The following is a 25,768-nucleotide window of genomic DNA, read 5'->3' as shown; positions in this document are numbered from 1 at the left end:
CATCAGAAGCGGCAGAGGAACGCGTCGTAGCCGCCGGCGCTGGGGTTGCCCGCCAGGCCGCCGAAGGTGAATCCGGTGACGTACGTGTTTCCCGAGGCATCCACGGCCACACCCCGTCCGATGTCCGAGCGGTTCGTGCCGAGCGTGCGGGTGCCAATCTTGCTGCCGAGGGCGTCGAAGCGGGAGAGGAACACGTCCTGGGAGCCCGCGTAGGCGTTGCCGTCCAGTGAAGCGGTCGTGTAGCCCGTCACCTGCACGGTGCCATTGGGGGCGACGGCGACGCCGAACGCGTAGTCGGTCTGCGTCCCGCCGAGCAGGCGGCTCCACTCGCGATTGCCGGAGGCGTCATAGCGCGCGAGCAGCACATCGATGAGGCCATTGTTGGTGTTGCCGTCGAGCGTGCCGAACGTCTCACCCGCGATGTAGACGCCGCCATCCGCGCTCACGGCGACGCCCTTGGCGTCGTCGAGGTCGGAGCTGTCGACCTGGCGGACCCACTGCTGGGTGCCGAGGATGTCGAGCTTCATGAGGAAGATGTCGGTGCCCACGGGCGTGGTGACGCCGTCGAGGCTGCCGAACGTGTTGCCCACCACGTAGACTTCATAGGTGGACGTCACGGCGATGCCGCGCGCCATGTCGCTGCTGGGCGAGCCGAGTTGCTGGAGCCAGTACGGGTTGCCGCCGTCGTCGTAGAGCGCAACGATGATGTCGTAGTTGTTGGGGTTGCCGCCGTTGGCGAAGCTGCCGCCGGTGTAGCCGGAGATGAAGACCTTGTCGTTGTCGGCGACGGCGATGCCGGTGGCGAAGTCATCCATCTGCGTGCCGTTCTGCCGCAGCCACTGCTGGTTGCCCTGCGCGTCGTACTGGGTGACGAAGTAGTCGAGCCCGCCCGCGTTCACGTAGAAGCCGAAGCCGCCGAAGGTGTGGCCGGTGACATAGACGTTGCCAGCCGCGTCGGTGGCCACGGCCGTGGCGCGGTCATCCTGCGCGGTGCCCAGCTGGTGCACCCACTGCAGCGTGCCGGCGGTGTCGTACTTCGCGAGGAAGACGTCCAGGCCACCGGCCTTCGGCTCCGGGCCAAGCTGGCTGGAGGTGTGGCCCACGACGTAGACGCTGTTGCCGGAGACGGCGACAGCCTGGGCCTGCTCATCGATGTTGGCGCCGAGCTGGCGGACCCAACTCGGAGGAGGAACCTGGGCCTCGGCGGAGGAGGGGGCGCCCAGCGCGCAGACGGCACCAGCCACGGCGAACGTGCTCAACAGGGGGTGTTTCATCTCGGACTCCATTCTCAGTGGGGGAACTGAGCCGTGGAGCGGATGGGAAATCTGTCACCACGGCAAGTATGCAAGACCACGGGACGCGTGCGCGTGGAAGATGGGTAATGAAAGACAGCCCGAAGCTGTGTTTGACCCGGGCGTGAGTTGTTGTTGACCCCGTTGCAGATGACGCGGTGTGACAGCTTCAGTGCGTGGTGGTCTGGTGACGTGCGGGTGTCTCAACGTGACACGTGGGTTTCGGGCGGCTCGCTCAGGTGAGGGTGAAGGCGCGCGCGAGCGTCAGCACTTCGACGCGGGTGGCGCCAGCCGCGTGCAGGGCGATGGCCGCGGCGCGGGCCGTGGCGCCAGTGGTGAAGACATCGTCGAGCAGCAGCACCTCGTGTCCCGTGACGTCGGACGACGCGGTGAAGGCCTCCGCGACGTTGTCGGCGCGCTCCGCTTCGGTGAGGCCCACCTGTCGCTGTGTCTCTCGCGTGCGTGTGAGCCAACCCACCGGAGCTTGTCGGCCCACGCACTTCGCCAACGAGCCCGCGAGCAGCTGGGCCTGGTCGTACTTGCGCGAGTGATACCGGCGCGTGTGCAGGGGGAGCGCCACCACGCGGTCCGGGGACCGGGAGAGGAAGCTCCTCGCCTCGTCCGCGAGCAGCTCCGCGAGGGGCCCGGCGAGCTCCGGATGGTCCTCGTACTTGAAGCGGTGGATGGCTCGCGCGAGGGGGCCCTCGTGCGCGAAGGGGGCCCAGGCGCGGGAGAAGGGTGGAGGGTGGGCCCGGCAGCGCGGGCATGAGCCGCCAGGGAAGGTGCCGGGCTCGGCGCAGGTGCGGCAGCACCCGGGAGGCAAGCGCTCCAGGGCCGTGTCACACGTCTCGCAGAAGAAGGCCCCGGGACCGGGAAGGACTCTCGCGCAGGCGATGCACGCGGGAGGGTAGAGGACGTCCAGCAGGGCTCTGAGCATGCGGGGGGTGGCTTGCAGCGGGGATGCCACGCTGTCGAGTCAGGAGTTGGCGGTGATGCTCCCGCACCCGGGGGGATGTTGACGCGCCACCGGGTTCCTCGACATCGTTGCGGAGCGCATGACGTTCCACGGCGTCCCGATGAACTTCATCCCAGGGAGACGCAGATGAGCGGTGGGCGGGTCTGGCAGGGGAACTGGAGGGTTCGCCTGTATGCGCGGGTCCGCGAGCGGGGTTACGACTCGCTGACCGCCTTCGCGGATGCACGGCCCGCCGTCTCGCTGATGGGACTGGCGGATGAGCTCGGGAAGGGAGAGGTCGCCGGTCTCCAGATTCTGAGTGTGCTGCGCTCCGAGGCGGAGTCCCGCGAGCAGGTCACCCGCTTCGTTCGGGACGCGCTGGTGCGCAACATGGCCGAGTACCTTCCGAATGGCTGGCCCGAGGTCATGGACGACGAGTCCCGCTTCGTGGTCGCCAAGCTGCTGACCTTCTGGTCCACCGACATTCCGGAGACGCATCGCAAGCGCGTAGAGAACGCCCGCGTCTCGCTCCGGACTTCTCCACCGCCCTCTGGCTGGCGCCCGCTCGGACCCGACGACGCGTTGCTGTGCACGCTGCTGCCCGATGACGAAGCGCGTGGGTGAGCCCACGGCCAGCGTCTGGTTCGACGCTCGGTGCCATCCACGAGGGGCTCGCGGTCGAAGGGCCTTTCTGTCCGGGGACCCACCGCGGTGACGGACTGTCCCTGACTCAGTCACCGAGCCGGATGACGACCTTGCCGACGAGTCCACGCTTCTCGGCGACCTCGAAGGCGCGCCGATGGTCGGAGAGCTCGAACACCTGCGTGGGGCCAGGAGTCAGCTCGCCCGCGTCGAAGTGCCGGCCCAGTTCCTCGAGGGCGGCCGTGGTGGACTGGGTGATGACGAAGCGGTGCTTCTGGGCGCGGAACGGGTTCTGGACGGCGGCGCTGGCGAGCTTCCAGGGGCCCGGCTCGAAGTCGACGTAGACGCCGTGGGGCTCCAGGAGGGCGCGAGCCTCGCTGAAGGGAAGCCGCGCGGAGAGGTCGAGCACCGCGTCGAAGGTCTTCCCTGACGCCAGGATGGAGTCGCGCTGGTAGTCGATGACCGTGTCAGCGCCGAGTTCGTGAGCCAACGCGACGCCGTCGGTGCCACTGACCGCCGTGACGTGTGCCCCCGCCCGTCTGGCGAGCTGGAGGGCGTACGGCCCCAGCCCTCCGCTGGCGCCGTTGAGCAGCACGTGGTCACCCTCCTTGATGCGCGCGACGGCTCGCACGGCGGTCCGGGCCGCGAGTCCGACGACCGCGACGGCCGCGGCCTGCACGGCGTCCAGCGACCTGGGCACCTTCGCGACGACTCGCGCCGGGACGGAGATGTGCTCGGAGAGGTAGCCCGCCTTGAAGGAGCCCATGCCGCCGAAGACGTCGTCCCCGACGCGGAAGCCGGACACGCCCTCACCCACCTGCTCCACCACACCCGCGAAATCGAGGCCCGGGGTCTTCGGGAACCTCGTGCCACTGAGCAGCCGGGCATCGCCTCGCCGAATCTTTCCGTCGAGCGGGTTGATGGACACGGCACGCACGCGCACGACGAGGTGCCCGGCGCGAGGAGCCGGCGGGGCCACGTCGGAGAGGGTCAGGACGTCAGGACCACCAAAGCGTTCGTAGGTCACGGTTTTCATGCGGAAAGGAGTAAGTCCACTGAGCCATTCGCGGAACTTGATGTTCGGAAGGCCTATGCTTCATGAAATGAATGTCTCGACGTTCGACCTGAACCACGCGCGTGCACTCCACTTCCTGCTGGAGGAGGGCCATGTCGCCCGGGCCGCGCGGAGACTGGGAATCACGCCCGCGGCGGCGAGCAATGCGTTGAGAGGTCTGCGCCGCGACTTCGATGACGCGCTGCTGGTCCGGACAGGGCGGACGCTCACGAGGACCGCTCTGGGGGAGCAGCTTCGCGGGCCCGCGCGTGAAGTCCTGGCCGCCGCGGAGCGCCTCTTCGTCGTGGGCGTGCCGTTCGAGCCGAGCGCGTACGACGGCGAGCTCATCCTCGCGACCTCGGACCGCGTGGCGGAGGTCCTGCTATCAGCGCTCGATGGGTTGCTGACCGCGCGGGCTCCACGAGCGCGTCTCTCCGTCCACACGATGACGGTCGACCTCGCGGCGTTCCTGCGAGAGAACGACGGCCTGGCCATCATGCCGGGGGCTGCCCGGGAGCGGGGACTCTCGTCGGAGAAGCTGTTCCTGGACGACTTCGTCTGCGTGCTCCGCAAGGGGCATCCGCTCCTCAAGGGGCCGTGGACGATTCGGCGCTTCGCGGCGGCCGAGCACCTCCTCGTCGCGCCCCTGGGGCGGACTCAGCGGGGCGCGGTGGACGCGCTGCTCGAAACGCAGGGACTCACCCGGAGGATAGCGCGCGTCGTGAATTCGTTCGCGCTGGCGATGCCCCTGCTCGTCGCCTCGGACCGAATCACCGTCCTGCCGCGCAGCTTTGCCCAGGCGCGAGCCCGGGAGTGGGGCATCGTGGTGAGACCGCTTCCCTTCGAGCTGCCCACCATCGAGATGGAGTTGTCGTGGCACCCGAGGCACGAGCGGGACCCGAAGCACGTCTGGTTTCGGGCCCTCCTGCAGGAAGCCGTGCGCGTCTCGGGGCTCCCGCGCCCCGCGACGCGATAGGCCTCACGGCAGCACGCCCTGCCGGTTCATCTCCTTGGACTGGGGCAGGCCCATCACCTTGCACAGCGTGGGGGCGATGTCCGCGAGGATGCCGGGGCGCAGCTTCTGCCCCCGGAACGCGGGATGGATGAGGTGGAACGGCACCGGGTTGAGCGTGTGCGCGGTGTGCGGCTCGCCGGTGATGGGGTCCACCATCTGCTCGCAGTTGCCGTGGTCCGCGGAGATGGCCATCACCCAGCCGTTGCGCTCGCACGCCTTGCCGAGCACTCCCAGGCACTCGTCCACCACGCGCACCGCCTGCATCGCCGCGTCCAGCCGGCCGCTGTGTCCCACCATGTCCGGGTTGGCGAAGTTCGCCAGCGCGAAGTCATACGTGCCCGAGTCCAGCCGACGCACCAGCTCCGCCGTCACCTCGCGCGCCGACATCTCCGGCTTCAAGTCGTACGTCTTCACGTCACGCGGGCTGGGCACCAGGTGCCGGTCTTCTCCCGGGTAGACGACTTCGCGCCCGCCGTTGAAGAAGAACGTCACGTGCGCGTACTTCTCCGTCTCCGCCGTGCGGAACTGGCGCAAGCCCTGACGCGACAGCAGCTCCGGGAAGATGTCCTGCGGCTGGTCCGGCGCGAAGACCACCGGCAAATCGAACGTCTCGTCGTACTGGGTCATGCAGACGTAGCGCCCCAACCGCAGCCCACCCCGGTCGAAGTCCTTGAAGCTCGGGTACGCCAGCGCCTGCGTCAGCTCCCGCGCGCGGTCCGCGCGGAAGTTGAAGAACAGCACCGTGTCCCCATCCTGGATGCGGCCCACGGGAGTGCCGTCCCCGCTGGCCAGCACCGTGGGCTTCACGAACTCGTCCGTCACCTTCTCCGCGTACGAGGCGCGAATCGCGCTCAGCGCGTCCGGAGCCTTGGGCCCCCTGCCGTACACCAGCGCCTCGTACGCGAGCTGCACCCGGTCCCAGCGCTTGTCGCGGTCCATCGCGTAATAGCGCCCGCTCACCGTGGCGATGCGCCCCGTGTGCGTCTCGTGAAGGAAGCGCTCCAGCTCCTCCACGTAGCCCAGCGCGCTCTGCGGCGGCGTGTCGCGCCCATCCAGGAACGCATGCACGTAGACGTGCGCGACGCCCCGCTCACGCGCGGCCTTCAGCAGCGCGTACAGGTGCTCCATCGACGAGTGCACGCCGCCCGGAGACACCAGCCCCAACAGGTGCAGCGCCTTGCCGTCCGCCTTCACGCCGTCCATCGCGGCGCGCAGCACGGGGTTTCGCGCCAGCTCCCCGGACTCCGCCGCGCGGTTGATGCGCACCAGGTCCTGGTAGACGATTCGGCCCGCGCCGATGTTGGTGTGGCCGACCTCCGAGTTGCCCATCTGCCCCTCGGGCAGGCCCACGGCCAGTCCCGAGGTCTGTAGCTCGGTGAACGGGTAGGGGCTCGTCAGCTTGTCGAGGTGCGGGGTTCCGGCCAGGAGGATGGCATTCGCCTCTCGCTCGTGACGGATGCCCCAGCCATCCAAAATGCAGAGCAGGACCTTGTGCGCGGCAGTCATGCCCGAACCCTAACCACGCAGGCGCCGGACGGAGAGGGCAAAAAGCACCGGACCACCCCGTTTCCGGGCTCCGGGCTCGGGGCCGCGCTACTCCTCGCGGGAGCGCGTCTTGTACGTCAGCACCGGCGCCAGGGTGGCCACCACCCGCACCAGCCCCGCCTCCACCAGGTCCGTCACCACGCGGTCAATCGGCTTGTACGCGGGCGGCGCCTCCTCGAAGAGCAGGTCCTTGTTCTCGCAGACGACGTGACTCTTGAAGGGGGTGCGCGTGAGCGACTCCGCGGTGAAGCGCTCCTTCATGCGCTCGCGTGCGGCCGTGCGCGTCCACTTGCGGCCCGCGCCATGCGCCAGGCTGTACGCGCTGCCCGTCCCATCCCCCAGCGGAACCACCAGATAGCTCAGCGCGCCACGGCTGCCCGGAATCACCACGGGCCCCTCGTCCGAGGGCGCCGCGCCCTTGCGGTGCAGCCACCGTGTGCCACCCGCGTCCCGCCGAGGCGTCACGCTGTTGTGGCAGACATCCAACACCCGACGGGCCGGAGCGCCAATCCCATCCAGCACCCGCCGCGCCACCAGCGCACGGTTCGCCCGAGCCCACGCCACCGCGTGGTCATGCCGCGTCAGATACGCCCGCGCATCGTCCGAGTCCTCCGCCAACCCGCCCGCCGCATGCCGGTCCACGTGGGCCCGGAGAATCGCCTCGCCCAGTCCACGTGAGCCGGAGTGCACCAGCAGGAGCAACCGGTCCGCCGCCAGCCCCAGCGCCGCGAAGCCCTCCGCGTCGTGCACCGCGTCCACCCGCTGCACCTCCGCGAAGTGGTTGCCGCCGCCCACCGTCCCCAGCGCCGCCTCGAACCCGGAGGCCTTCACGCCTTCTTCCGCCAGGAAGCCTTCCGCGTCTCCGCTCCAGGCACCCTCGACGTCCAGCTTCGCCGCCCAACGCTCCGCCTTGGCCTTGCGCGCCAACATCCCCACGTCCCACAGCCCCATGCCACAGCCGATGTCGCTGCCCACCAGGTATGGATAGAGGATGCCTTCCGAGGTGAAGGCGGCACCCACCGGCGCGCCCTTGCCGGGGTGCAAATCCGGAAGTCCCACCGCGTGCCTCATGCCGGGCAGGCGCGCCACGGCCTCCAACTGCCGCACCGCCTCTCCCTCCACCCACGATTGGGGCGAGGCGATGATGCGGACGGTCGCGGGTGGAGACGTCAGGGGGGCCTGGGTGCCGGCGGTGCTCATGAGGCCCGTTGACGCCCCCTGTCTGGTGGGCCTGACGCAGGCGAGCGCGGCAGGGACCGGAGTCCCGCTCCCGCCGCCTGCTCGCCTGGTGGGCTACTTGTGGTACGGCTCGCCCTTGAGAATGGTGAACGCGCGGTAGAGCTGCTCCACGAGCACCACGCGCGCCAGCCGGTGGGGCAGCGTCATCTTTGACAGGGACAGCGTGAGGTTCGCCGCGTCCCGCACGCTCGAGTCCAGCCCCTCGTCACCACCGATGACGAAGAGCAGGTCCTTGGCGCCCGTCTGAGCCTTGCCCACGTAGCGGCTGAGCTCCACCGAGTCGAGCAGCGAGCCACGCTCGTCCAGCGCGATGACCCAGTCCTGCGGCTTGCGCTTGGAGAGAATCGCCTCCGCCTCGGCGGCCTTCGCGTCGCCCGGCTTGAGCTTCTTTCCGCTCGCCTCGGTCAGCTCCACCAGCTCGAAGCGGGTGTAGTGGCCCAGGCGGCGGGCGTACTCCTGGACCGCCGGCTCGTAGAGACCCGAGCGGTCCTTGCCGATGGTCAGGAGGCGGACCTTCAGGAGACCTTCTCCCGGTTCGCGTCCGCCCAGAGACCTTCCAGGTCATAGTGCGCGCGCAGGTCCGCGAGGAACAGGTGCGCCACCACCTCGCCGTAGTCGAGCAACACCCACTGGCCCGTCTCGACGCCCTCGGTGCCGAGCGCGCGCACCGGCTGCTCGCCCTGCTTGAGCTGCACGTGGACGTTCTCCGCCATCGCGCTGACCTGACGGTCGCTCTCGCCGGAGGCGATGACGATGTAGTCCGCGTAGGACGTCATGCCCCGAACGTCCAGGATGACGACGTCCAGCGCCTTCTTGTCGAGCAGCAGCTGGGCCATGCGCCGCGCCAGCGCCTGCGCCTGCGGGTTCTCCGCCGGGCCCGCCTTCTGTTGGGCGGCGCCTGGCAGCTTCGCCTTCTTCTTCGCCCTCAGGGGGACCTTGCCCGGGGTCTTCTTGCGAGCCGGCGCCTTCTTGGGAGCGGGAGCCTTGCCCTTGGGGGCCGTCCTGCCCGTCGCCGTCTTCTTCTGCTTCCGCGCCGGGGCCTTGGCCTTGGTCGCGCTCTTCTTTCGTGGGGTCGTCTTCTTCTTCGTTGCCATGTGCGGCGCACCCTACCGCACCCTTGGCAACACGGCATGGGTCCTCTATGGGGTGTTGTCCATGAGCGACGCCCGCCTGGAACAGTTCAAGAAGATGGCCGCTGACTTCCCGGACTCCCCCATGAGCCACTTCTCCCTGGGGAAGTTGTACCTGGAGCGAAAGCAGTACGCCGAGGCGGCATCTGCCCTGGAGGCGGCCGTGCGTCTGGACCCGACCTACGCCGCCGCCCTGGTCTCCCTGGGGGACGCGCTCTCCGGGGCCGGGCAGGTGGAGCGGGCTCGCGAGGTGCTCACCCAGGCCCGTGAGCACGCCCTGGCCCAGGGCCACCCGGGACTCGCCGAGGAAATCGACGAGCGCATCTCCGACCTGTGATGAACACGAGGGCCTTCGAGTCCTCGCCGGGCCTGCTCAGTCTCGCCAGGTGAAGCCGACGCCGAACACCTGTCGCGAGTAGGAGAGCTGATTGCGGGGCAGCCGGGTGCTCCACAGGCCCCAGGACACCTCCAGGTCCACCCGCTCCGACACCGGGCGCGCCAGCTTCAGGGACAGGGAGTTCTGTCCCTCGTCCTCCTCGACGAGGATGATTTCGGGCGACAGGTAGATGCCATCCGGATAGCGGGTGATGCCCAGTGAACCCTGCGCCAGCAGCGTCACCTTCCAGGGCAGGCGCACCCCCGCGTTGCCTGTCACGCGGTGGCGCAGCACCGTCTCCCCGAAGCTGTTGGACGTGACTTCCTGGTACGCGTACGTCAGCCCCAGCGTCACCGGGCCCCGGTAGTTGTAGCTGGCGCCCGCCGTGAGCGCGCCGTCCTCGCGCCGGCCCAGGGACGAAGCACCGGAGGCGCCGGGCCTGGGCCGCGCCAGGGGACCATAGCGGCGCGCGCCCCAGTCACCGAAGAGCGACAGGCTGTGGCGCCGGTCGAAGCGGTAGCGGCCCACCACGCCCAGCTCCGCCCCGCCGAAATTGGCTGTCTTGTCCGGCCGATACACGAAGCGACGCGCGCCTGCCCGCACCCGCAGCGCCAGTCGCACGTCCGGCGCGTACTCGGCGAACACGCTTGCTCCCAGGTCCGAGTACGCCCGCGTGCCGCCCCGCCGGTCCTTCGCGTGTCCCTCCGCCCCCAGGCCGAACTCGGTGCCCAGCGCCAGCGACGCCTCCAGGGCCCCGGTCTGGATGAGCGTGTCCTCATCCGAGAAGCCCACGTACTTGCGCGCGCCCAGCTCGTAGCGGCCCACCAACTGGGTGCGCTCGAACGTCGCGCGCCCCTCGGCCGAGCCCAGCACGCTCAGCGCCGGGTCCGCTCCAGGCGAGGGCGTGCTGCCGTCGGAGAAGTCGCGTGGCGCGTTGGTGTCCACCAGCAGCCGCGCGGTGCCCTTCAGCGCGCCCTCCCACTCGACCGCGGACGCGGGCCGAGCGGCGAGCAACACGAGGAGGACCAGGAGGGTAGGGCGGGAGCGGGACACGACGCCGGGCAACATAGCCGGCCTCGTGCCTGCACGCCCCACTCGCGGGAGGGCGGGCCCGTTCGCCAGGTTGGCGGCAGTGACGTCACGCCGGCCGCCCGGTACATTGGTGGAATGCGCCCTGTCTCACTTCTCGCGGCGGCGGTCGGCTTGGGACTCGCCGCCTGCGCCCAGTCCTCGTTCATCACCGAGGTGAGGGGCGAAACCACCGTGCCCGCGACCCTGCCCGGCGGTAGCACGGAGCTCAACGCCTTCCCCCCCATCAGCAGCCTGGCGGGGATGGACTTCGACCAGAACCAGGACTTCAAGAACCAGGGGCTTTCCAAGGACGAGGTGACGTCCGTCCACGTCGACTCCCTGTCGCTCCAGATTCTCAGCCCCAACGACGTGGACTTCACCTTCCTGGACAACGTGGAGTTCTTCGTCCGGGCGGGAGACCGGGAGTCGCGCATCGCCTGGAAGAACGACCTGGCGCGCTCGAATCTCCGTCCGCCCAACCCCACGCTGAGGCTGGATTTGGGGGACGTGGAAATGCAGCCCTACGTGTCCGCGCCGACGATGAGCATCATCATCCGCGGCAAGGGCCGCACGCCGGAGCGGGAAGTCCGCCTGCGCGCGGTGGTGCGGTTGGAAGTCGAGTCCGGACTGCTCTAGGGCGTCGCCAGTTCCTGGGCGCGGTGCTCCAGCGCGCCGGCCCGGCCGTCCAGCTCGTGGGCGAGGGCCTCCAGCCGCTTCGCCTCCGCCTCCATCGCCGCCAGGTCCACCGGGCCACCAGCCGCGAGTGTCTGGGCGCGCACGCCGTCCACCTGCGGGCGACGGTCCGTGGCACGCGCGGGCTCGGGCTCCGGAAGCGCGGGGTCCCTGCCGGTGCCTGTGCCAGGCTGGGGCGTGGTGGGAATGCCCGGGTTGTCGGTGCCCTCCCCTGGCGGCGGGCCCCCGGAGACATCCGCCTCTCCGGCGAACATGCCTCCGCCCCGGTCGCTGGGCGCCACGCGGAGGTTCCCCGAGCGCATGCGCAGCCGCAGCCGACGGTCCTGCTCGTCGAACATGGACTCCTCGCCGAGGAAGTCGCTCATGCGCCGGTCCAGGTCCTTCTCCTCGCGCACCTCGGTGATGCGCGCGCGCAGGGACTTGAGGCGCTCGCGCACCTTGTCCTCGGCGTCACGCAGCGTGTCCGCCTGCTCCAGCAGGTCCTCCGGGTCATCTCCGCCGGCGGTGGCCTTGTCCATCATGGGCACCCGCGAGGCCGGCAGCGCCGCGCGCACCGCGTCCCGCTCCGTGCGAGTGGTGCGCAGCGCCTCCAACAGCGTGGCGCGCTGGCCCCGGTCCGCCGTCTGGTCCCACGCGCCGCGCAGCCGCGCCAGCTCGTCCGACAGCGCCTGATGCAGCGCCAGGTGCGCGCGCTCCGACTCGCCCTCCGCCGTGGACACCGCCTGCGCCAGTCCGGTGAGCGAGCCGCTCAGCTCCTGCGAGCGCCGCAGCGCCGCGTCCAGCTCCGTGCCCGTCGTCAGCCGACCCTTGCGCTCCGCCTTCAGCGCCTCGATTCGCGCGGCCACGCCCTGCAGTTCGTCCCGAAGCGCCTGCTGCTGGGTGCGCAGCGAGCGCGCCTCCGTCCTCGCCGCCTGCGCCCGCGAGCGCGCCGCCTCCAGCCCGGACGCGGCCCAGACGGGCACGGCGCAGAGCAGGCACAGCAAAAGCGCGAGGGGGCGGGGACTCATCAGCGGCCTCCCTTGAGCAAAGCGGATGCCAGCCTGCTCTGTCCTCTCCTCCACCGGAGCCCGGGAAAAGCCCTGGGATTCCAGGCGCCTGGACACACCAGGTGGGGGCAGGTGGGGGAGGGGTGGCGGTGGAAAGTCACGGGGAGGGGACCCTGGGTCACGGATTTTCGAGACTACCCCTCGTCGGGTGGCGTGCCCTTGGGGAGGAAGCCGTACTTCTCCAGCTTGTAGTACAGCGCGGACGTCTTGATGCCCAGCAACCGGGCGGTCTCCGTCTTCACGCCCCCCGCCTTCTCGTAGGCGCGGGCGATCAGCTGCCGCTCCAAATCCTCCAGGATGTCTGGAAGGGGTCGGTCTCCATGGGGCACGGGCAGCCCCGCGTCCATGCGCGGCGCGGCGCCGGTGAGGTGCGAGGGCAGGTCCGTGACGGTGAGCACGTCGCCCTCGGCGAAGACGAGCGCCTGCTCCACGACGTTCTCCAGTTCACGCACGTTGCCGGGCCACACATGCCGGGCCAGGGCGCGCAGCGCGCCTTCATCCATGCCCGTCACCCGGCGGTTCACCCGGGGGGCGTGCTTGGCCACGAAGTGCCGGGCCAGGGAGGTGATGTCCTCGGGGCGCTCGCGCAGGGGCGGCAGCATCAGCGGGACGATGTGCAGCCGGTAGTAGAGGTCCTCGCGGAAGCGGCCCGCCTTGACCTCGGCCTGGAGGTCCCGGTGCGTGGCGCTCACCACGCGCACGTCCACCTTGAGGGTCTCCTCGCCGCCCACGCGCTGGATTTCCTTCTCCTGCAGCACGCGCAGGAGCTTGGTCTGCACCGAGTGGGGAATCTCTCCGATTTCGTCGAGGAAGAGGGTGCCGCCGTCGGCCAGCTCGAAGCGGCCCAGCTTGCGCTTCACCGCGCCGGTGAAGGCGCCGCGCTCGTGGCCGAACAGCTCGCTCTCCAGCAGCGTCTCCGCCAGCGCCGCGCAGTGCACGACGACGAAGGGGCCGTCCTTGCGCGGGGACTCCTGATGCAGCATGCGGGCGATGAGCTCCTTGCCGGTGCCGCTCTCGCCGCGCACCAGCACCGTCGCGTTGCTGTGCGCCGCCTTGCGTGCCTGGCTGAGCAGCCGCTGCATGGGCTCGCTGTCGCCCACCATGCTGCCGTGGGAGAGCGCCGCGTCCGCGTCATGCGCGGCGGTGCGCGCCTCCAGCTTCTCCACCTTGCGCCGGGTGCTGGCCAGCTCCAGGCCCTTGTCCACCTTGGCGCGCAGCACGTCGGGCGTGAAGGGCTTGGTGATGAAGTCGTAGGCGCCCTCCTGCATCGCCCGCACGGCGGTCTCAATGGTGCCGAAGGCCGTCACCACCATGACGACGGCGGAGGCGTCCAGCGCCTTGAGCGCCTGCGTGACGGCGATGCCGTCCAGGCCGTCCATCTTGAGGTCCGTGACGACCAGGTCGAAGGGGGCCTTGCGGTATGCGGCCAGGCCGTCCGCCCCGCCTCGGACAGCGGACACGGCGTGGCCGGAGCGCGTGAGGGTGACGGTCATCCCCTCGCGCAGCGTGTCGTGGTCGTCGATGACGAGAATGCGCGCCATGGTGTTTCGATTTCCTCATGCCACGGGGGCGCCGGCCGCCCGGGTGCGTCCGCATGAGAGCACACCCGGGGCGGCACCCTACACCGGACCGTGGCGGTCGGCCGCTTCCAGAAGGCGCTGGCGCGCGAGGGCTCCCCAGGGGTACGTGGGCGCGCATGGAATCCCCGAACGCCGCCGCCCTGCGTGAATTGCTCGCGCGCCATGTCCCCCAGGACGACAAGGAGCGAGAAGATCTGGAGCGCATGCGCCACCACGCGGCCACGCTGCCGTCTCCCTTCTCCCGCGCGCAGCCCGAAGCGCACTTCACCGGCAGCGCCGTGGTGGTGGACCCGGAGGGCGCGCGCGTGGTGATGGTGCTGCACGGCAAGCTCAAGCGCTGGCTGCAACCAGGCGGGCATGCGGACGCCGTGGACGCAGGCCTGATGGAGACCACCGCGCTGCGCGAGGCCCGCGAGGAGACCGGCTGCCGCGTCACGCTCCACCCCCGAGCGCCCCGGCCGCTCGACGTGGACATCCACACCATCCCCGCCCTGCGCGACGAGCCCGAGCACCAGCACCTGGACGTGCGCTACCTCGTCGTGGCGGAGGACCCCGCGTCGCTCGCGCATGACCCCGCCGAGTCCACCGGCGCGCAGTGGCTCACCTGGGACGAAGCGCTCGCCCGCGCCGATGAAGCGCCCTTGCGCCGCATGCTCGAGAAGGCGCGCCACGCGGTGGCCCGCACGCCGTGAGCCATGCCCGCCCGCCCGCGACATGCGGGCGGCCTCGCGTGTGGAAGGGGAAACACAGACGCCGCGGTGCGACAGACCCCTCGGGGTGCTCCAGAGCGAATTCTGAAACATGGCGGTGAGAAAAGCGTCGCATGCGAACAGTTGCATGGCCGCGTGCAGGTGCTGTCACCACTATGGGCCGCTCCGGCGGGTGAGGGGGGGCCATGTCGGTCTGGCACCCGCCGCGAAAAGGAGCGTCCTGGAGCCATGTCGTCGACCAGCCTGGAAGTGAATGTTCCCTCGTTCGAGCCACTCGTGCGTCGCTATGGGCCTCCGCCCCTGAAGCCCTCGCCGCATCCGCGCTGGCTGGAGTCGATGCTGGAGTCGACGCGCGCGGACTGGAACGCGGCCTGTTGGCCTCCGCTGTTTCGCGACACGGCGGAGGGACGTCGCCCGCCGCTGGGGTACTGGCGGCGCGTGCTGTCGCAGTTCTTCCTCATCGTCGAGTCCTTCCCCAAATACATGGGCCTGTCGCTCGCGAAGACGACGTATGGGCGGCATGAAGGGGACGCGAGCATCCGGCGCTGGCTCCTGCAGAACCTGGGCGTCGAGGCGAAACACGCGGAGTGGTTCATCGACTGGGTGCGTGCCATCGGCATGGAGCCCGACTCTCTCTTCTCCGTGCGCCCGTTGCCGGAAATCCAGGCGCTGCACGCGCACCTGCGCGACACCTGCGCGCGCGGCACGCTGGCGGAGGGCATCGCCGCGTCCAACTGGGCCATCGAGGGCATCACCGGTGTGTGGACGAAGGAGGTGGTGGAGCCCTTCCGGGGCTACGCCTCGGATGGAGCGCGCATCGACGCGAGCGCCATGATGTGGCTCAAGGCCCACGCCCGCTACGACGACCTGCACCCGGTGGAAGCGCTCGAAATCCTCAAGCTCTCCGTGGACTCGGAGAGCACCGAGCCCGCCCGTGTCGCCGCCGCCGCGCGCAAGTCCCTGCGCCTGTACTCCGCGGCCATTCGCGCCTGCTGCGCGGACTGAGCTCGACCGCCTCCTCGCCCTTGTTTGCTTGGGGAGGAGGTTTTCCTGGATGTGTATGTCTTTCAACAAGCTCTGGCATGACGGTTGTGCAGTGTCTGGAACCGGGCGCGGCCCTCTCGCTTTCCACTCGATGACGTGCGGAGAATGGTGTCTGGAGCCATCCCGTCAGCATGGATTCTTCGTGGCCGCATGACGCGGGAAAGCGACCGGTATGAGCATCGAAGACAAGGTGATTCGCGAGTATCGGTGGCGTGCGCTCAAGGTGTTCATGGCGTGGGTGGTGCCAGCCGCGCCCATCGCCGCGTACCTCAATGGCATGTCCATGGGAGTGGCGGGCTGGGAGGGCGTGAAGGCGGTGGCGTGGGTGTTGCCGCCCATCCTCGTGGGCCTGGGGATGATCTACCCCGCTGTATTCATGCGGTGGCTGGTGGGCAGCGCGCTGCGGACGTACGCGGGTGACAGGCCGGGTGCGCGGCTGGAGCGCATCCTCCGACTCCCGTGGCGCGTGGCGGTGGGAACGTCCTGGGTCGGATGGACGCTGGGAGGCTTCTGGTTCAGCCTCCACGTGTGTCTGACCTGGCACAAGGATTTGGGCCTCGTCGTGCTGGGCACCATCATCGGCGTGTGCTGCGGCGTGCTGCTGGGCTTTCCCATCAGCGTCTCGCTGGAGCGGATGCTGCTGCCGCTGGCGCTCGAGGAGCAGCGCAAGGACCCGACGGTGGTGCTCCAGGGCGGCGGCTTCTCGTGGCCCCGACAGGCGTGGTTCCTGCCCTTCACTTTTGGAGGCTCCATCGTCGCCGCGCTGGTGCTCAGCGGATGCGTGGTGATGGTGAAGCTGGAGGGCATCCGCGACACGCTTCATCTGGAGCTGGTGGCGGAGGGCGCGCAGCGCTCGGCGCGGATGTTGATGGAGCTGGGCGGAGTGCTGGCGGGAGAGCTGGCCTTCAGCCTGGCGTGGGTCGGTGGGCTGCTGCTGTTGCCGGGCATCACCACGTGGATGCTGGCGCGCCGTCAGGCGCGGGCGGCGGAGGCGGTGGGACAGGCCATCGAGTCCGTGGCGGCGGGACGCGTCGTCGCGCCCGCGTGGGTGTCCACCGACGAGGTGGGAGACCTGGCGGCGGGGATGAACGCGGTGCTGGCCCGGCTGCGACAGCTTCCGCTGGCGCTCCAGGCGTCGGCCGCGCGGCTGGGCGAGGCGGGCAGCCACCTGCGCACGGCCAACGACGAGCAACAACAGAGCTTCACGAAGCAGGCCGCCGCGCTGCATGAGGCGCAGGTGACGTCGGAGGAGATTCGTCGCACGTCGCGCATGGCGGCGGACCGGGCGGACGCGGTGCTCCAGGTGGCGAAGCGCGCGGAGGAGCTGGGCCTCAAGGGCGAGGCGGCGGTGGAGCGCAGCGTGGCGGGGCTTGCGGACATTCGCGGCGCGGTGGACGGAATCCAACAGCGGCTGGCGAAGCTGGCGGAGAGCACCACGCAGATTGGCGACATCACCGAGACGGTGAAGGACCTGGCGGCCCAGTCCCACCTGCTCGCCGTCAACGCGGCCATCGAAGCGGCGCGCTCGGGAGAGCAGGGCAAGGGCTTCGCGGTGGTGGCCCGGGAGGTCCGCGCGTTGGCGGACCAGTCCATCCAGTCCACGCAGCGCATCCGGCGCATCCTCCAGGAAATCACCGAGGGCATCCGGGACGCGGCGAGCATGGGTGAGCAGGGCGTGCGCACCATCGGCACGGGGTTGGACCAGATGCGCTCGTCGGGAGACTCGCTGCGCGAGCTGTCGCTCATGTCCCAGGAGAACTCGGCCGCGGCGCGGCAGATCGCCGCCGCGGTGACGCAGCAGAACGCCGGCATCTCCCAGATTTCCATCGCCATCGCCGACCTGTCGCAAATCATGGACGCGACGATGAAGCGGCTGGAGTCCACGCAGGAGGCCACGCGCTCGCTGGCCCATGTCTCGGGCGAGGTGGGGCAGATGGCGCGTCAGTTCAACGTGGCGAGCTGACGCCCGAGGGCCTCAGTGGAAGCGTCAGGGTGAACGTCGTGTCGCCCGGCGCGGACGTCAGGTGCAGCTCTCCCCCGTGCGCGCGGGCAATCTTGCGCGCCAGGGGCAGGCCCAGGCCGGTGCCCTTCTCGCGGGTGGTGAAGAAGGGCTCGAAGATGCGCTCGCGCTCGGCCTCCGGTACCCCCGCGCCGGCGTCGTGGACGCGGATGGCGTAGCGCCCGTCGTGTTCGGCGCCGGAGATGCGCACGCGGCCTCCGGAGGCGGAGGCCTGCACCGCGTTCTTCACCAGGTTCAGCAGCGCGGCGGTGAGCAGGCTGCCGTCGGCCTCCAGCACGGCGGGCGTGGCGTCCACCTCCAGCGTCACGTCGCGGATGCTGGCCTCCGCGGAGGACAGCTCCTGGACGACGGAGAGCAGGGCGGGGGCCTCCACGGGGGCGCGGGCCAGGGGCTGCTCGCGCGCGAAGGCGAGGAAGTCCTCGACGATGCGCTGGAGGAAGGCGACCTCTCGCTGGATGCGCTCGACGTGCTCCTGGGCCTCCTCGTGGGCGCCCGCGCGCAGGTCCTCCTGGAGGATGCCGGAGAACAGGGCGATGCCGCCCAGGGGGTTGCGCACCTCGTGGGCCACGCCCGCGAGCATCATCTTCAACTGTCGGTCCCGACTCTCCAGCGCGCCGCGCATCACCTCCAGCTCACGGGCGAGTACGCCGATTTCGCGCGTGGGCTCCGGAGGCACGGGCGTGGTGAGGTCTCCCCGGCCGATTCTCAGCGCGGAGTCCATCAGCCGGCCGAGCGGACGCGCCAGCCCCCGGGCGGTGAGCAGCGCGATGATGGCGAGCGCGGTGAGGGCCAGCGCGCCCATGATGACGAACGTGCGCGACAGGTGCTGGAGCGGGCCGAAGAACGCGGCGCTGCCCTCCACGCCCACCGCGCCCACCACCTTCCCGGCGTGGACGATGGGGGCATAACCCGTCTTGTACAGCCGCCCATCCGAGCCGGTGAAGAGGACCTGACTGGCCGCGTGCTCGCCCGCGAAGACCCGCGCCAGCTCCAGCCTGTCGCGCGCCAGCTCCGGCACCTCCGAGCCCACTGGCAGGCCGCCGCCCACGTCCGCGCGCACCCGGCCCTGGACGTCCACGGCGAAGACGCGGCGCGCGCCGCTGGCCTCGCGCACGCCTTCCAGCAGGCGCACCAGGTTGCGCCACGTCCGGGTGCCACCCGAGTCGTCGCCGGCCTCAATCGTGAGCATGCGCTCTCCGTTGAGCTGGCTGGCGGTGGCGGCGGCGATGTTGGAGAGGCTGGTGCCCAGCTCCTCCTCGAGGATGGAGCGCGCCAGTTGGTAGACGGCCGTGCCCGCCACCGCGACGAAGAGCAGGGTGGGGACGAGGAACGCCGCCAGCAGCCGCGTCGACAGCAGGCTGGGGAGCTCTCTCCAGGGGAAGGCGTTTCGTCGCTCCGCGCTCATGCGTGGCGCGGACTCTAGCCGAGCGCCCCCGTGCGCGGTCCGTCTTCGAGCGGACGTCCCTCATCTGGTAGAAGCCCGAGGCACCCCCGCATGCGCTCTCTTTCTTCGCCCCGTCTCCGTGAGCCCCTGGTCGTCCTGGGTGCGTCGGTCGTCGCCACGCTGCTGTTCTTCCACCGACTCCTCTCGACGGGAGGCGCGCTCTGCGAGCGGGACATGCTGCGGGTGTTCGCCCCGGCCAAGGCGTACTGGGCGCACGCGGTGAGCCAGGGCGTCTGGCCCGGTTGGTATCCCTTCAACGCGCTGGGACAGCCCTTTGCGGGCGCCACCGTCACGGGGGTCTTCCATCCAGCCAACGTGCTGGCGCTGCTGTTCGACGGGCCCGGCGCGCTGACCGCGATGGCGCTGCTGTGCTACCCACTGGCCGCCACCGGGACGTACCTCTTCCTGCGGGCCCGTGATGCTTTCCCCTTCGCCGCCGCGCTGGGCGCCCTGGCCTTCGCCCTGAGTGGGTACCTGGTCAGCCTCACCAACAACCTGCTGTACCTCCAGGCCGCCACCGCCTTGCCCTGGCTCCTGCTCATCGCGGACTCGGTGCTGGCACGCGGCTCCTGGTCGATGGCGGGCGCGCTGGGATGTGTCCTTCCGACGGTCCTCTTCGCGGGAGACCCGCAGGGCTTCACGGTGTGCGGCGCCACGGTGCTCCTCGTCGTGGTGCTGTGTCCGCTCGGTGTTGGTGTGACGCGTCGTCGGGTGCTGCTCGTCACGGGGACGGGACTGCTGCTCGCGGCGCTGGTGGCCACCGCGCAGCTCTGGGCCTCCGCGTCCGTGCTGGGGGAGACCTTCGCGGAGCGCCGCACCGCCGAGTCCGCGCAGCTCTGGTCGGTGCATCCGCTGCGGTTGCTCGACCTGGCGGTGGGCAATGTCTTCGCGCTGGAGCCGCCCCTTCGCGGCCCCGTCGCCCAGGGACTGCTGGGCATGCAGACGACGGACTTCTGGGCGCGCTCGCTCTATGTCGGGCTGCCGGTGTTGTTCCTGGCGGGCGTGTGCGTGGTGGCGCGTCGCCGGGAGCGCTGGGTGCAGGTGGCGGTGGGCTTCTCGGTGCTGGGGTTGTTGCTGATGTTCGGCAGACACACGCCCCTGTATGGCTTTGTCTATGACCTGGTTCCTCCGTGGCGGGCCTTCCGCTATCCGGAGAAGCTCACGGTGCATCTGTCCTTCTGGCTGGCGGTGCTCGCGGCGTGGGGGGCCCAGGACCTGTTGGACCGCGCCAGGGGCGGACGTCGTCGCGCGGGCTGGGGACTGGTGGGCCTGGGCGCCGGGATGCTGCTGCTGGCGCTGACGGGCGCGGGGCTGTGGCTGGCGCAGGCGCTGCGAGGCTTCTATTCGGGGCCGGACGCGTCCTGGGCGGAGCTGTCGCGTCAGGTCGGGGAGCGGCTCACGGTGGACGCCGCCTGTGTGGCGGTGACCTGTGTGGGGATGGGCCTGTTCGCCCTCTTCGCGGCACACCCGAGGCAGGTGGGCCTGGGCTGGGTGTTGCTGCTCGCGGCGGACCTGTATCGCGTCAGCGAGCCCATCTATGTCTCGTGTGACCAGCGGCTGCTCACCACGGCGCCGCCGTTCGTGGAGGAGCTCCAGCGTCGCGAGGGCCCGTCCCTGCCAGGCCGCGCGCGTGTCTACACCGCGTCGGGCATCGCCCTGCCGGAGACGGTGGAAGGGCTGACTCCGGATGAGGCGCAGGTGGCGGGCACGCGGATGGTGCTCGCGGCGGACAGCGCGTCGGCGTGGGGCGTGGAGAGCGCGAACTGGTACCTGCCCGCGTTGTCCGCTCGCGTGGCGGACCTCCTGAAGGATCAGCGTCAGTGGTGGAACCGGTATGGGCCGCTCGCGGGCGTGGGCTACTTCGTCGCGGATGAGACCCAGGTGGAGGAGCGCCGGCTGCGGAACAACGTGCTGTCCACGAGCGAGCCCTTCAAGGTCTCCCTGCTCGCGCATCCCCGACCCCTGCCGCGCGTCTACCTCGCCCCGCCTCGGTGTGTGTCGGGCCCGGAGGAGAGCCTGGCCGTCATTGCCTCGCCCGACTTCGTCCCCGGCCAGCAGGCCGTCGTCGAGTGTCGCGAGCCCTTGCCCACGGCGCCTCCGGGAGGTGACTCCGGGAAGGCCACGCTCACACGGTACGGAGTGGACGAAGTGGAGGTGGAGGTCGATGCCACGCGTCCCTCCGTCCTGGTGCTGTCGGACGCGTACTTCACGGGCTGGAGCGCCACCGTGGATGAGGTCCCGACGGAGGTCCTTCCCGCGAACCACGCGCTGCGCGCCGTGGCTGTCCCCGCGGGAGCACACCGCGTGGTGTGGCGGTATGCCCCTCCCGGTGAAGCGGCCTCCCTGGCGGTGAGCGGACTGGGCCTGCTGCTCTGTCTGCTCACCTGGGTGGCCGCGCCACTGCGCAGGCGGCTGCGTCGCGAAGGGCCCGCATCCTCCGAGCCCCCGCGCGCGGCGACGACGCCCTGACGCACTCACACCAGGGCGTCAGGGTGCCGCTAGTTACATGAGAACGTGTACGTGGCTGGCGTGCTCCAGGTGCCGTCCGCGTTGATGTTGCGCACGGTGTAGCCGCTGAACGGATACGTCGTGGTCCAGCAGTCGCGAGCGCGCACGTCGTTGCGGACGGCGGCGGAGAGGTCCCAGTTGCCCCTGCGACGCAGCTTCTCGTACGCGGCGATTCGGTCGATGGCGTCCACCCACGTGGAGTCGGCGGCCAGCACGTCGCGGCGCTTCTCGATGAACTTCTGGAGCCACGCCGACTCGGTGATGCCGTTGTAGCCCACCGAGGGCGCCACCTGCCCGGTGTTGCCCAGCGCGATGTTCGTCGCGCGCGTCAGGCTCTTCACGCCGGACTCGCCGTGGTTGATGTACGCGTCATACAGCGCCATCTTCGACAGGGCCTGGGTGGCGCCCCACTTGTTCGCCTCGTTCATCGCTGGCGTGTAATAGAACTGGTCGCTGACCTGGTCCTGGCACGCCTTGAAGTCCGCGCGAGTCGTCGTGTTGTTGTAGCTGGTGGCCCAATCCGCCGTCCAATTGCCGATGACGTCCAGCTCCGACGTGGATGGCTGGGATTGACCCGTGGACAGGAAGCGGTTGTTGATGGTCGTCAGCCCCGGCATGTACTTGGCCATGATGTTGCCGTTGGCCGCGCTGCGCCGGGCGTTGTAGCACTGGATGACCTGGATGGCGTCGCCCGTGCCCGTGCAGAAGCCCGCGCGTCCATTCGTGTAGCCACGCCCGTCCTGGATGTTCTCCGAGTACGCATAGTCGATGGTGGGCGTGTCGTTCTCCCAGATGCTGGTGAGCGCCTCCGCCACCTTCTTCTGGTTCGCCGTCAGCCCCGTCACCGGCGGCACGGTGCCCCCACAGCTCGGGTCGCTGATGACGACGTTCGTCGCGGTGAACGACGTGTTCGTGTTCGTCGAATAGTAGAATGTGTACGACGCATTCACGCCCACGGTGAGCCCCGACGTCCGCGAGTACGTACACGTGGAGCCGCTCTGCGTGTGCGTCCAGCCCGGCTCGTCGTGGTCACACGTCACGCCGCTGGGGACGCCGAACGCAATCGTCGGACTCGTCATCGCGCTGGTGCCCGTGTTCTGGAACACCAGGGTGCCCCACCAGTCCGCGCCCACGTAGGTGTTCGTCGTAATCACATACGAGCAGGCCGCGAGCTCCTGCTCCGCCTGTCCCACCTCCGCCCCGTCCTCACCCGCCTCCGGTGCGCAGCCGGCGACCGCCGCTCCCACCCACACCAGCATTCCCCACTTCATCCACAATGAATCATTCCGACGCTGTCCCATGCGCGCTCTCCTTGGCTTCGGCCGGCTCCGACACCTGGAGCGGCTGAAGCTTCAGCTACCTCTGGAAGAACAGAAAGTCAGTTAAATCCGGTCGGACGCCTTCTTGCTTGTCTTGCGAACGACCTGGCTTCCAGCCGAGCGCGAACCGGCGTGCTTATCGTGTCTTCAGGTCACTTCAGCGCGAGGAGGGACGTGATGTCTTTGGAGACGATTCTAGTGTGGGCGGTCATCGGCCTCATCGCCGGGTGGTTGGCGTCGGCCGTCGTGGGAGGCGGCTATGGCATCATCGGAGACATCGTGGTGGGTGTGGTGGGCGCGTTCCTGGGTGGTTTCATCTTCCGCGCCCTGGGGGCGGGGCAGCCCTTCGGTGGAATCGCGGGGACCATCTTCGTGGCATTCATCGGAGCCGTCGTCCTGCTGCTCATCTTGAGAGCCATTCGTTCGAGCACCGTCCGCAGAACATGAGTGGGCGGTGTCAGGTGCTGCGCCAGCCTTCGATGGCGGTGACGACGGCGGCGAGCATCATGAGGCCACCCACGGCTTGACCGACGCGCGCGCTGGCGGAGGGACGTGACTCCAGCCAGCCGCGTGCGCGGTCCGCGGCGAGCGCGACGGCGCCATACACCGCGGCTTGCGTGAGCGCGATGATGGCGCCGAGCGCCAGGGCCTGGAGCCAGATGGGCCCATATTCCGGCCGCAGGAACTGCGGGAAGACGGCGAGCATGAAGACGTACGCCTTCGGGTTGAGCAGGTTGGTGAGGGCTCCCTGACGGAACGTCGCCGCCGCCGAGCGCTGCCCCGACTGTGACGACGCGGAGAACGCGGCCGGGCTGCGCACGAGCGACAGGCCCATCCAGGCCACGTACAGCGCGCCCACCCACAAGAGGGCATTGAACGCGGCGGGCATGACGGTGAGCAGCACTGCGACGCCCGTCGCGCCGACCAGGACGTGGCACGCGGCCCCGGCGATGATGCCGCCCACCGCGGACAGCCCCGCGCGACGGCCTCCCACCAGGGAACTGGCCAGGACGAACGCCATGTCCAGCCCCGGGAGGATGACGATGCCAAACACCAACACGAAGAACAGCCACAGGTGCGAGGTCTGCGTCATCGGATTCCGCGAGCCTTTCCGTCAGCGCCAGCGCGCCCGGACTGGGGCGAGGCCATGAATGGCACCGTACGGGGCATGTAGGGCGGAATCGGTCCTGATTCGGACAGGGCTCCAGCGTGAAGCCGAAGTCCGTCCCTGCTCGGACCAGCGGTGCCGCGAATCGGGGTGACGCCTGGCCCGTGACGGGTGGGAGCGAAATTCCTTCACGACGGGTGTGGGACGCCGACCCGGGACCCTTCTGGTTTTTCTTCACCTGGGGTGAATACGAGCGGGCTTCGTCGGACTTCGGGCGCCCTGGGCATTAGGTTCGCGCCCCATGTCCCGTCCCACCACGCGTGTGCTCACCGTGCTCGAGCTGTTGCAGACGCATGGGCGGATGAGCGGCTCGGAGCTGGCGCGGCGACTGGAGGTGGACCGGCGCACGGTGCGTCGCTACATCCTGAAGCTGGAGGAGCTGGGCATCCCCATCACCGCCGAGCGCGGACGCGACGGGGCGTACATGCTGGTGGCGGGCTTCAAGCTGCCACCCATGATGTTCACCGATGACGAAGTCCTGGCGCTGTCCGTGGGCCTGCTGGCCGCGCGGGGCATGGGGCTGTCGGAGGCGGCGCCCGCGGTGGCCAGCGCCCAGGCGAAGCTGGAGCGGGTGATGCCCGCGCCGCTCAAGCGGCGCGTGCGGGCGGTGGACGAGTCGGTGACGCTCGACATCTCCGGCTCGCGGGCGACGCTGGACAACACCGCGCTCGTCGCGCTCAGCGCCGCGGCGCAGCAGCGGCAGCGGGTGCGCCTGTCCTACCGCGCGGCGCGGGACGAGGACACCGAACGCGAGTTCGACACCTATGGCCTCGTCTGGCGCGGCGGACGCTGGTACGCGGTGGGCGTCTGCCACCTGCGCCAGGGGCTGCGCACGTTCCGGTTGGACCGCGTGCGCGCCGTGCAGTCGCTCGACATGAGCTTCGAGCGGCCCGACGGCTTCGATGCGCTGGCGCATGTGACGCTCGCGGTGGCCAGCCTGCCGCGAGCGCACGCGGTGGAGGTGCGGCTCGACACGGACCTGGCGACCGCGCGGCGCGCCATCTTCGCCACGCTGGGCGTGCTGGAGCCGATGGACGGAGGCGGCGTGCGGCTGCTCGGACAGACCGAAGACCTGGACTGGTTCGCCCGCGAGCTGTCGCGGCTGCCCTTCGCCTTTCACGTCCAGCAGCCCGAGGAGATGCGTGCCGCGCTGGAGGCCCAGGCCCGCAGGCTCCTGGCGCTGGCTCGGGCGACCTAACGGGTGTCCGCGCGCTGGCGCCGACGGAACTCCGCCACCTTGGCCTTGTTTCCACAGCCCGCCATGGAACACCAGCGCCGCTGACCGGAGCGGGAGGTGTCGACGAAGAGCAGGGCACAGCCTTCCTGCGAGCAGTTGCGGATGCGCTCCGCGAACGGACCTCCCAACAGCTCCGCGGCGTCGCGCGCCACCGCCGCGAGCTGTCCCCTCACGCCCGCGCCCGTCCACAAGAGGCCCCGAGGCCCCAGCTGCGGCGCCGGAGGCGGCTCCGCGGCCCAGCGATTGAGGATGGCGCGGTCCCTGGCGGAGAAGCTCTCGCCCCGCGCGCGCGCCATGCCCAGCCGGTAGATGGCCTCGCGCAGCTCTCGCGCCTGCGTCAGCTCTTCCGCCGAGGGCTCCTGCATCTGAGTGGCCAGTCCCGCGGCCACCAGCCACCGGCCCAGGTCCGTAGGCTCCTGGAGCAAATCCCTCGGCACATCCTGGAGTCGCCCGGCCAGGGTGGCCGGCAGGTCCAACGACAGCCGCCCCGAGCGGAACTTGAACCCGTCCATCAGCTCTCCCTTCGGAACAGGGGGATGCGCGGGAGTGGGGCGATGCCTGGCGGCCATGGGGACCTCGGTGAAGTTCGAAACCACATTGACAAGTTATATGGAACGGGCGCGGAAGCACGCTCGAAGTTCGTAACCTGTCAATGGGGTTGCTGTGTCTGGCCGACGAGT

The 25,768-nt window shown here is 69.9% G+C and carries 24 protein-coding genes; 10 read left to right on the top strand and 14 right to left on the bottom strand.

The genetic code is table 11. From position 1 onward, the window contains the following. Positions 1 to 2 precede the first annotated feature (2 nt). Both HUA78_RS35135 and HUA78_RS35130 read right to left on the bottom strand, forming a co-directional pair. Positions 3 to 1,274 (bottom strand): SBBP repeat-containing protein, encoded by a 1,272-nt coding sequence (locus HUA78_RS35135; protein ID WP_141642194.1) that lies wholly within the window; start codon positions 1,272 to 1,274, stop codon positions 3 to 5. A 253-nt stretch (positions 1,275 to 1,527) separates the two neighbouring features. Continuing rightward, a complete protein-coding gene (locus HUA78_RS35130) occupies positions 1,528 to 2,229 on the bottom strand; it encodes a ComF family protein (RefSeq protein WP_174459658.1) in 702 nt (233 codons plus the stop codon). A gap of 165 nt (positions 2,230 to 2,394) precedes the next feature. Between HUA78_RS35130 and HUA78_RS35125 the strand changes: the two genes are divergently transcribed. Next, positions 2,395 to 2,871, top strand: a complete 477-nt coding sequence (locus tag HUA78_RS35125; RefSeq protein WP_174454676.1) for an NUDIX hydrolase — start codon at positions 2,395 to 2,397, stop codon at positions 2,869 to 2,871. Positions 2,872 to 2,977: 106 nt separating this feature from the next. Here HUA78_RS35125 and HUA78_RS35120 read toward each other — a convergent pair whose 3' ends face one another. Next, positions 2,978 to 3,925 (bottom strand): NAD(P)-dependent alcohol dehydrogenase, encoded by a 948-nt coding sequence (locus HUA78_RS35120; RefSeq protein ID WP_174467711.1) that lies wholly within the window; start codon positions 3,923 to 3,925, stop codon positions 2,978 to 2,980. A gap of 67 nt (positions 3,926 to 3,992) precedes the next feature. On the opposite strand from HUA78_RS35120, the gene HUA78_RS35115 reads away from it, so the two are divergent. Then, positions 3,993 to 4,919 carry a LysR family transcriptional regulator gene (locus tag HUA78_RS35115; RefSeq protein ID WP_174478167.1) on the top strand — a complete coding sequence of 309 codons (927 nt, stop codon included), beginning with the start codon at positions 3,993 to 3,995 and terminating at the stop codon, positions 4,917 to 4,919. Positions 4,920 to 4,922: 3 nt separating this feature from the next. Here HUA78_RS35115 and gpmI read toward each other — a convergent pair whose 3' ends face one another. The 4 genes from gpmI to rsfS all read right to left on the bottom strand — a co-directional run bounded on the left by gpmI (position 4,923) and on the right by rsfS (position 8,836). Then, entirely contained in the window at positions 4,923 to 6,464 is a 1,542-nt protein-coding gene (gene gpmI, locus HUA78_RS35110; protein ID WP_174478166.1) for a 2,3-bisphosphoglycerate-independent phosphoglycerate mutase, read from the bottom strand. A gap of 87 nt (positions 6,465 to 6,551) precedes the next feature. Then, positions 6,552 to 7,703: an RNA ligase RtcB family protein gene (locus HUA78_RS35105; RefSeq protein ID WP_174478165.1), complete on the bottom strand. Its 1,152-nt coding sequence runs from the start codon at positions 7,701 to 7,703 to the stop codon at positions 6,552 to 6,554. A 93-nt stretch (positions 7,704 to 7,796) separates the two neighbouring features. After that, positions 7,797 to 8,261 (bottom strand): 23S rRNA (pseudouridine(1915)-N(3))-methyltransferase RlmH, encoded by a 465-nt coding sequence (locus HUA78_RS35100; RefSeq protein WP_141642232.1) that lies wholly within the window; start codon positions 8,259 to 8,261, stop codon positions 7,797 to 7,799. Continuing rightward, entirely contained in the window at positions 8,258 to 8,836 is a 579-nt protein-coding gene (gene rsfS, locus HUA78_RS35095) for a ribosome silencing factor (protein WP_174454681.1), read from the bottom strand. Before rsfS ends, HUA78_RS35100 begins: the two co-directional genes overlap by 4 nt. Before the next feature lie 61 nt (positions 8,837 to 8,897). On the opposite strand from rsfS, the gene HUA78_RS35090 reads away from it, so the two are divergent. Further along, positions 8,898 to 9,209, top strand: coding sequence for a tetratricopeptide repeat protein (locus HUA78_RS35090; protein WP_254613951.1), 312 nt, complete (start codon positions 8,898 to 8,900; stop codon positions 9,207 to 9,209). 36 nt (positions 9,210 to 9,245) lie between these two features. Here HUA78_RS35090 and HUA78_RS35085 read toward each other — a convergent pair whose 3' ends face one another. Next, on the bottom strand, positions 9,246 to 10,316 hold the full coding sequence (locus HUA78_RS35085; RefSeq protein ID WP_141642234.1) for a hypothetical protein: 1,071 nt from the start codon (positions 10,314 to 10,316) through the stop codon (positions 9,246 to 9,248). A gap of 99 nt (positions 10,317 to 10,415) precedes the next feature. On the opposite strand from HUA78_RS35085, the gene HUA78_RS35080 reads away from it, so the two are divergent. Beyond that, positions 10,416 to 10,955 (top strand): hypothetical protein, encoded by a 540-nt coding sequence (locus HUA78_RS35080; protein WP_141642235.1) that lies wholly within the window; start codon positions 10,416 to 10,418, stop codon positions 10,953 to 10,955. On the opposite strand, the gene HUA78_RS35075 is transcribed toward HUA78_RS35080, so the two are convergent. Both HUA78_RS35075 and HUA78_RS35070 read right to left on the bottom strand, forming a co-directional pair. Continuing rightward, complete coding sequence (locus tag HUA78_RS35075; protein WP_141642236.1) at positions 10,952 to 12,019, bottom strand: TetR family transcriptional regulator; 1,068 nt, start codon at positions 12,017 to 12,019, stop codon at positions 10,952 to 10,954. The two genes, HUA78_RS35080 and HUA78_RS35075, sit on opposite strands and share 4 nt — an antisense overlap. 173 nt (positions 12,020 to 12,192) lie before the next feature. Next, positions 12,193 to 13,599, bottom strand: a complete 1,407-nt coding sequence (locus HUA78_RS35070) for a sigma-54 dependent transcriptional regulator (protein ID WP_141648476.1) — start codon at positions 13,597 to 13,599, stop codon at positions 12,193 to 12,195. Between the two features lie 155 nt (positions 13,600 to 13,754). Between HUA78_RS35070 and HUA78_RS35065 the strand changes: the two genes are divergently transcribed. The 3 genes from HUA78_RS35065 to HUA78_RS35055 all read left to right on the top strand — a co-directional run bounded on the left by HUA78_RS35065 (position 13,755) and on the right by HUA78_RS35055 (position 17,355). Next, positions 13,755 to 14,330, top strand: a complete 576-nt coding sequence (locus HUA78_RS35065; protein ID WP_174454684.1) for an NUDIX hydrolase — start codon at positions 13,755 to 13,757, stop codon at positions 14,328 to 14,330. Between the two features lie 246 nt (positions 14,331 to 14,576). Then, positions 14,577 to 15,353, top strand: a complete 777-nt coding sequence (locus HUA78_RS35060; RefSeq protein ID WP_141648474.1) for a TenA family transcriptional regulator — start codon at positions 14,577 to 14,579, stop codon at positions 15,351 to 15,353. Positions 15,354 to 15,564: 211 nt separating this feature from the next. Then, a complete protein-coding gene (locus HUA78_RS35055; protein WP_174459651.1) occupies positions 15,565 to 17,355 on the top strand; it encodes a methyl-accepting chemotaxis protein in 1,791 nt (596 codons plus the stop codon). On the opposite strand, the gene HUA78_RS35050 is transcribed toward HUA78_RS35055, so the two are convergent. Continuing rightward, a complete protein-coding gene (locus HUA78_RS35050; protein WP_174459650.1) occupies positions 17,339 to 18,817 on the bottom strand; it encodes an ATP-binding protein in 1,479 nt (492 codons plus the stop codon). The genes HUA78_RS35055 and HUA78_RS35050 overlap by 17 nt on opposite strands. A 90-nt stretch (positions 18,818 to 18,907) precedes the next feature. On the opposite strand from HUA78_RS35050, the gene HUA78_RS35045 reads away from it, so the two are divergent. Beyond that, positions 18,908 to 21,325: a YfhO family protein gene (locus HUA78_RS35045; protein WP_174454686.1), complete on the top strand. Its 2,418-nt coding sequence runs from the start codon at positions 18,908 to 18,910 to the stop codon at positions 21,323 to 21,325. Between the two features lie 29 nt (positions 21,326 to 21,354). Here HUA78_RS35045 and HUA78_RS35040 read toward each other — a convergent pair whose 3' ends face one another. Further along, entirely contained in the window at positions 21,355 to 22,665 is a 1,311-nt protein-coding gene (locus HUA78_RS35040; RefSeq protein ID WP_174478164.1) for a chitosanase, read from the bottom strand. Positions 22,666 to 22,860: 195 nt separating this feature from the next. On the opposite strand from HUA78_RS35040, the gene HUA78_RS35035 reads away from it, so the two are divergent. Continuing rightward, a complete protein-coding gene (locus HUA78_RS35035) occupies positions 22,861 to 23,130 on the top strand; it encodes a GlsB/YeaQ/YmgE family stress response membrane protein (protein ID WP_141648469.1) in 270 nt (89 codons plus the stop codon). Between the two features lie 10 nt (positions 23,131 to 23,140). Here HUA78_RS35035 and HUA78_RS35030 read toward each other — a convergent pair whose 3' ends face one another. After that, positions 23,141 to 23,776, bottom strand: a complete 636-nt coding sequence (locus tag HUA78_RS35030; protein ID WP_141648468.1) for a LysE family translocator — start codon at positions 23,774 to 23,776, stop codon at positions 23,141 to 23,143. A gap of 316 nt (positions 23,777 to 24,092) precedes the next feature. Between HUA78_RS35030 and HUA78_RS35025 the strand changes: the two genes are divergently transcribed. Beyond that, positions 24,093 to 25,049 (top strand): YafY family protein, encoded by a 957-nt coding sequence (locus tag HUA78_RS35025; protein ID WP_141647144.1) that lies wholly within the window; start codon positions 24,093 to 24,095, stop codon positions 25,047 to 25,049. Here the strand turns inward: HUA78_RS35025 and HUA78_RS35020 are convergent. Further along, the gene (locus HUA78_RS35020; RefSeq protein ID WP_371745736.1) at positions 25,046 to 25,684 is read right to left on the bottom strand and encodes an ABATE domain-containing protein; all 639 of its coding nucleotides are present in this window, start codon (positions 25,682 to 25,684) and stop codon (positions 25,046 to 25,048) included. The two genes, HUA78_RS35025 and HUA78_RS35020, sit on opposite strands and share 4 nt — an antisense overlap. Positions 25,685 to 25,768 lie beyond the last annotated feature (84 nt).

The organism is Myxococcus sp. CA033 (genome assembly GCF_013336625.1).
In the GTDB taxonomy this organism is placed as follows: Bacteria; Myxococcota; Myxococcia; order Myxococcales; family Myxococcaceae; genus Myxococcus; species Myxococcus llanfairpwllgwyngyllgogerychwyrndrobwllllantysiliogogogochensis.
The sequence above is the reverse complement of the archived record's forward strand: the minus strand, read 5'-3'. Positions and strand labels throughout refer to the sequence as shown.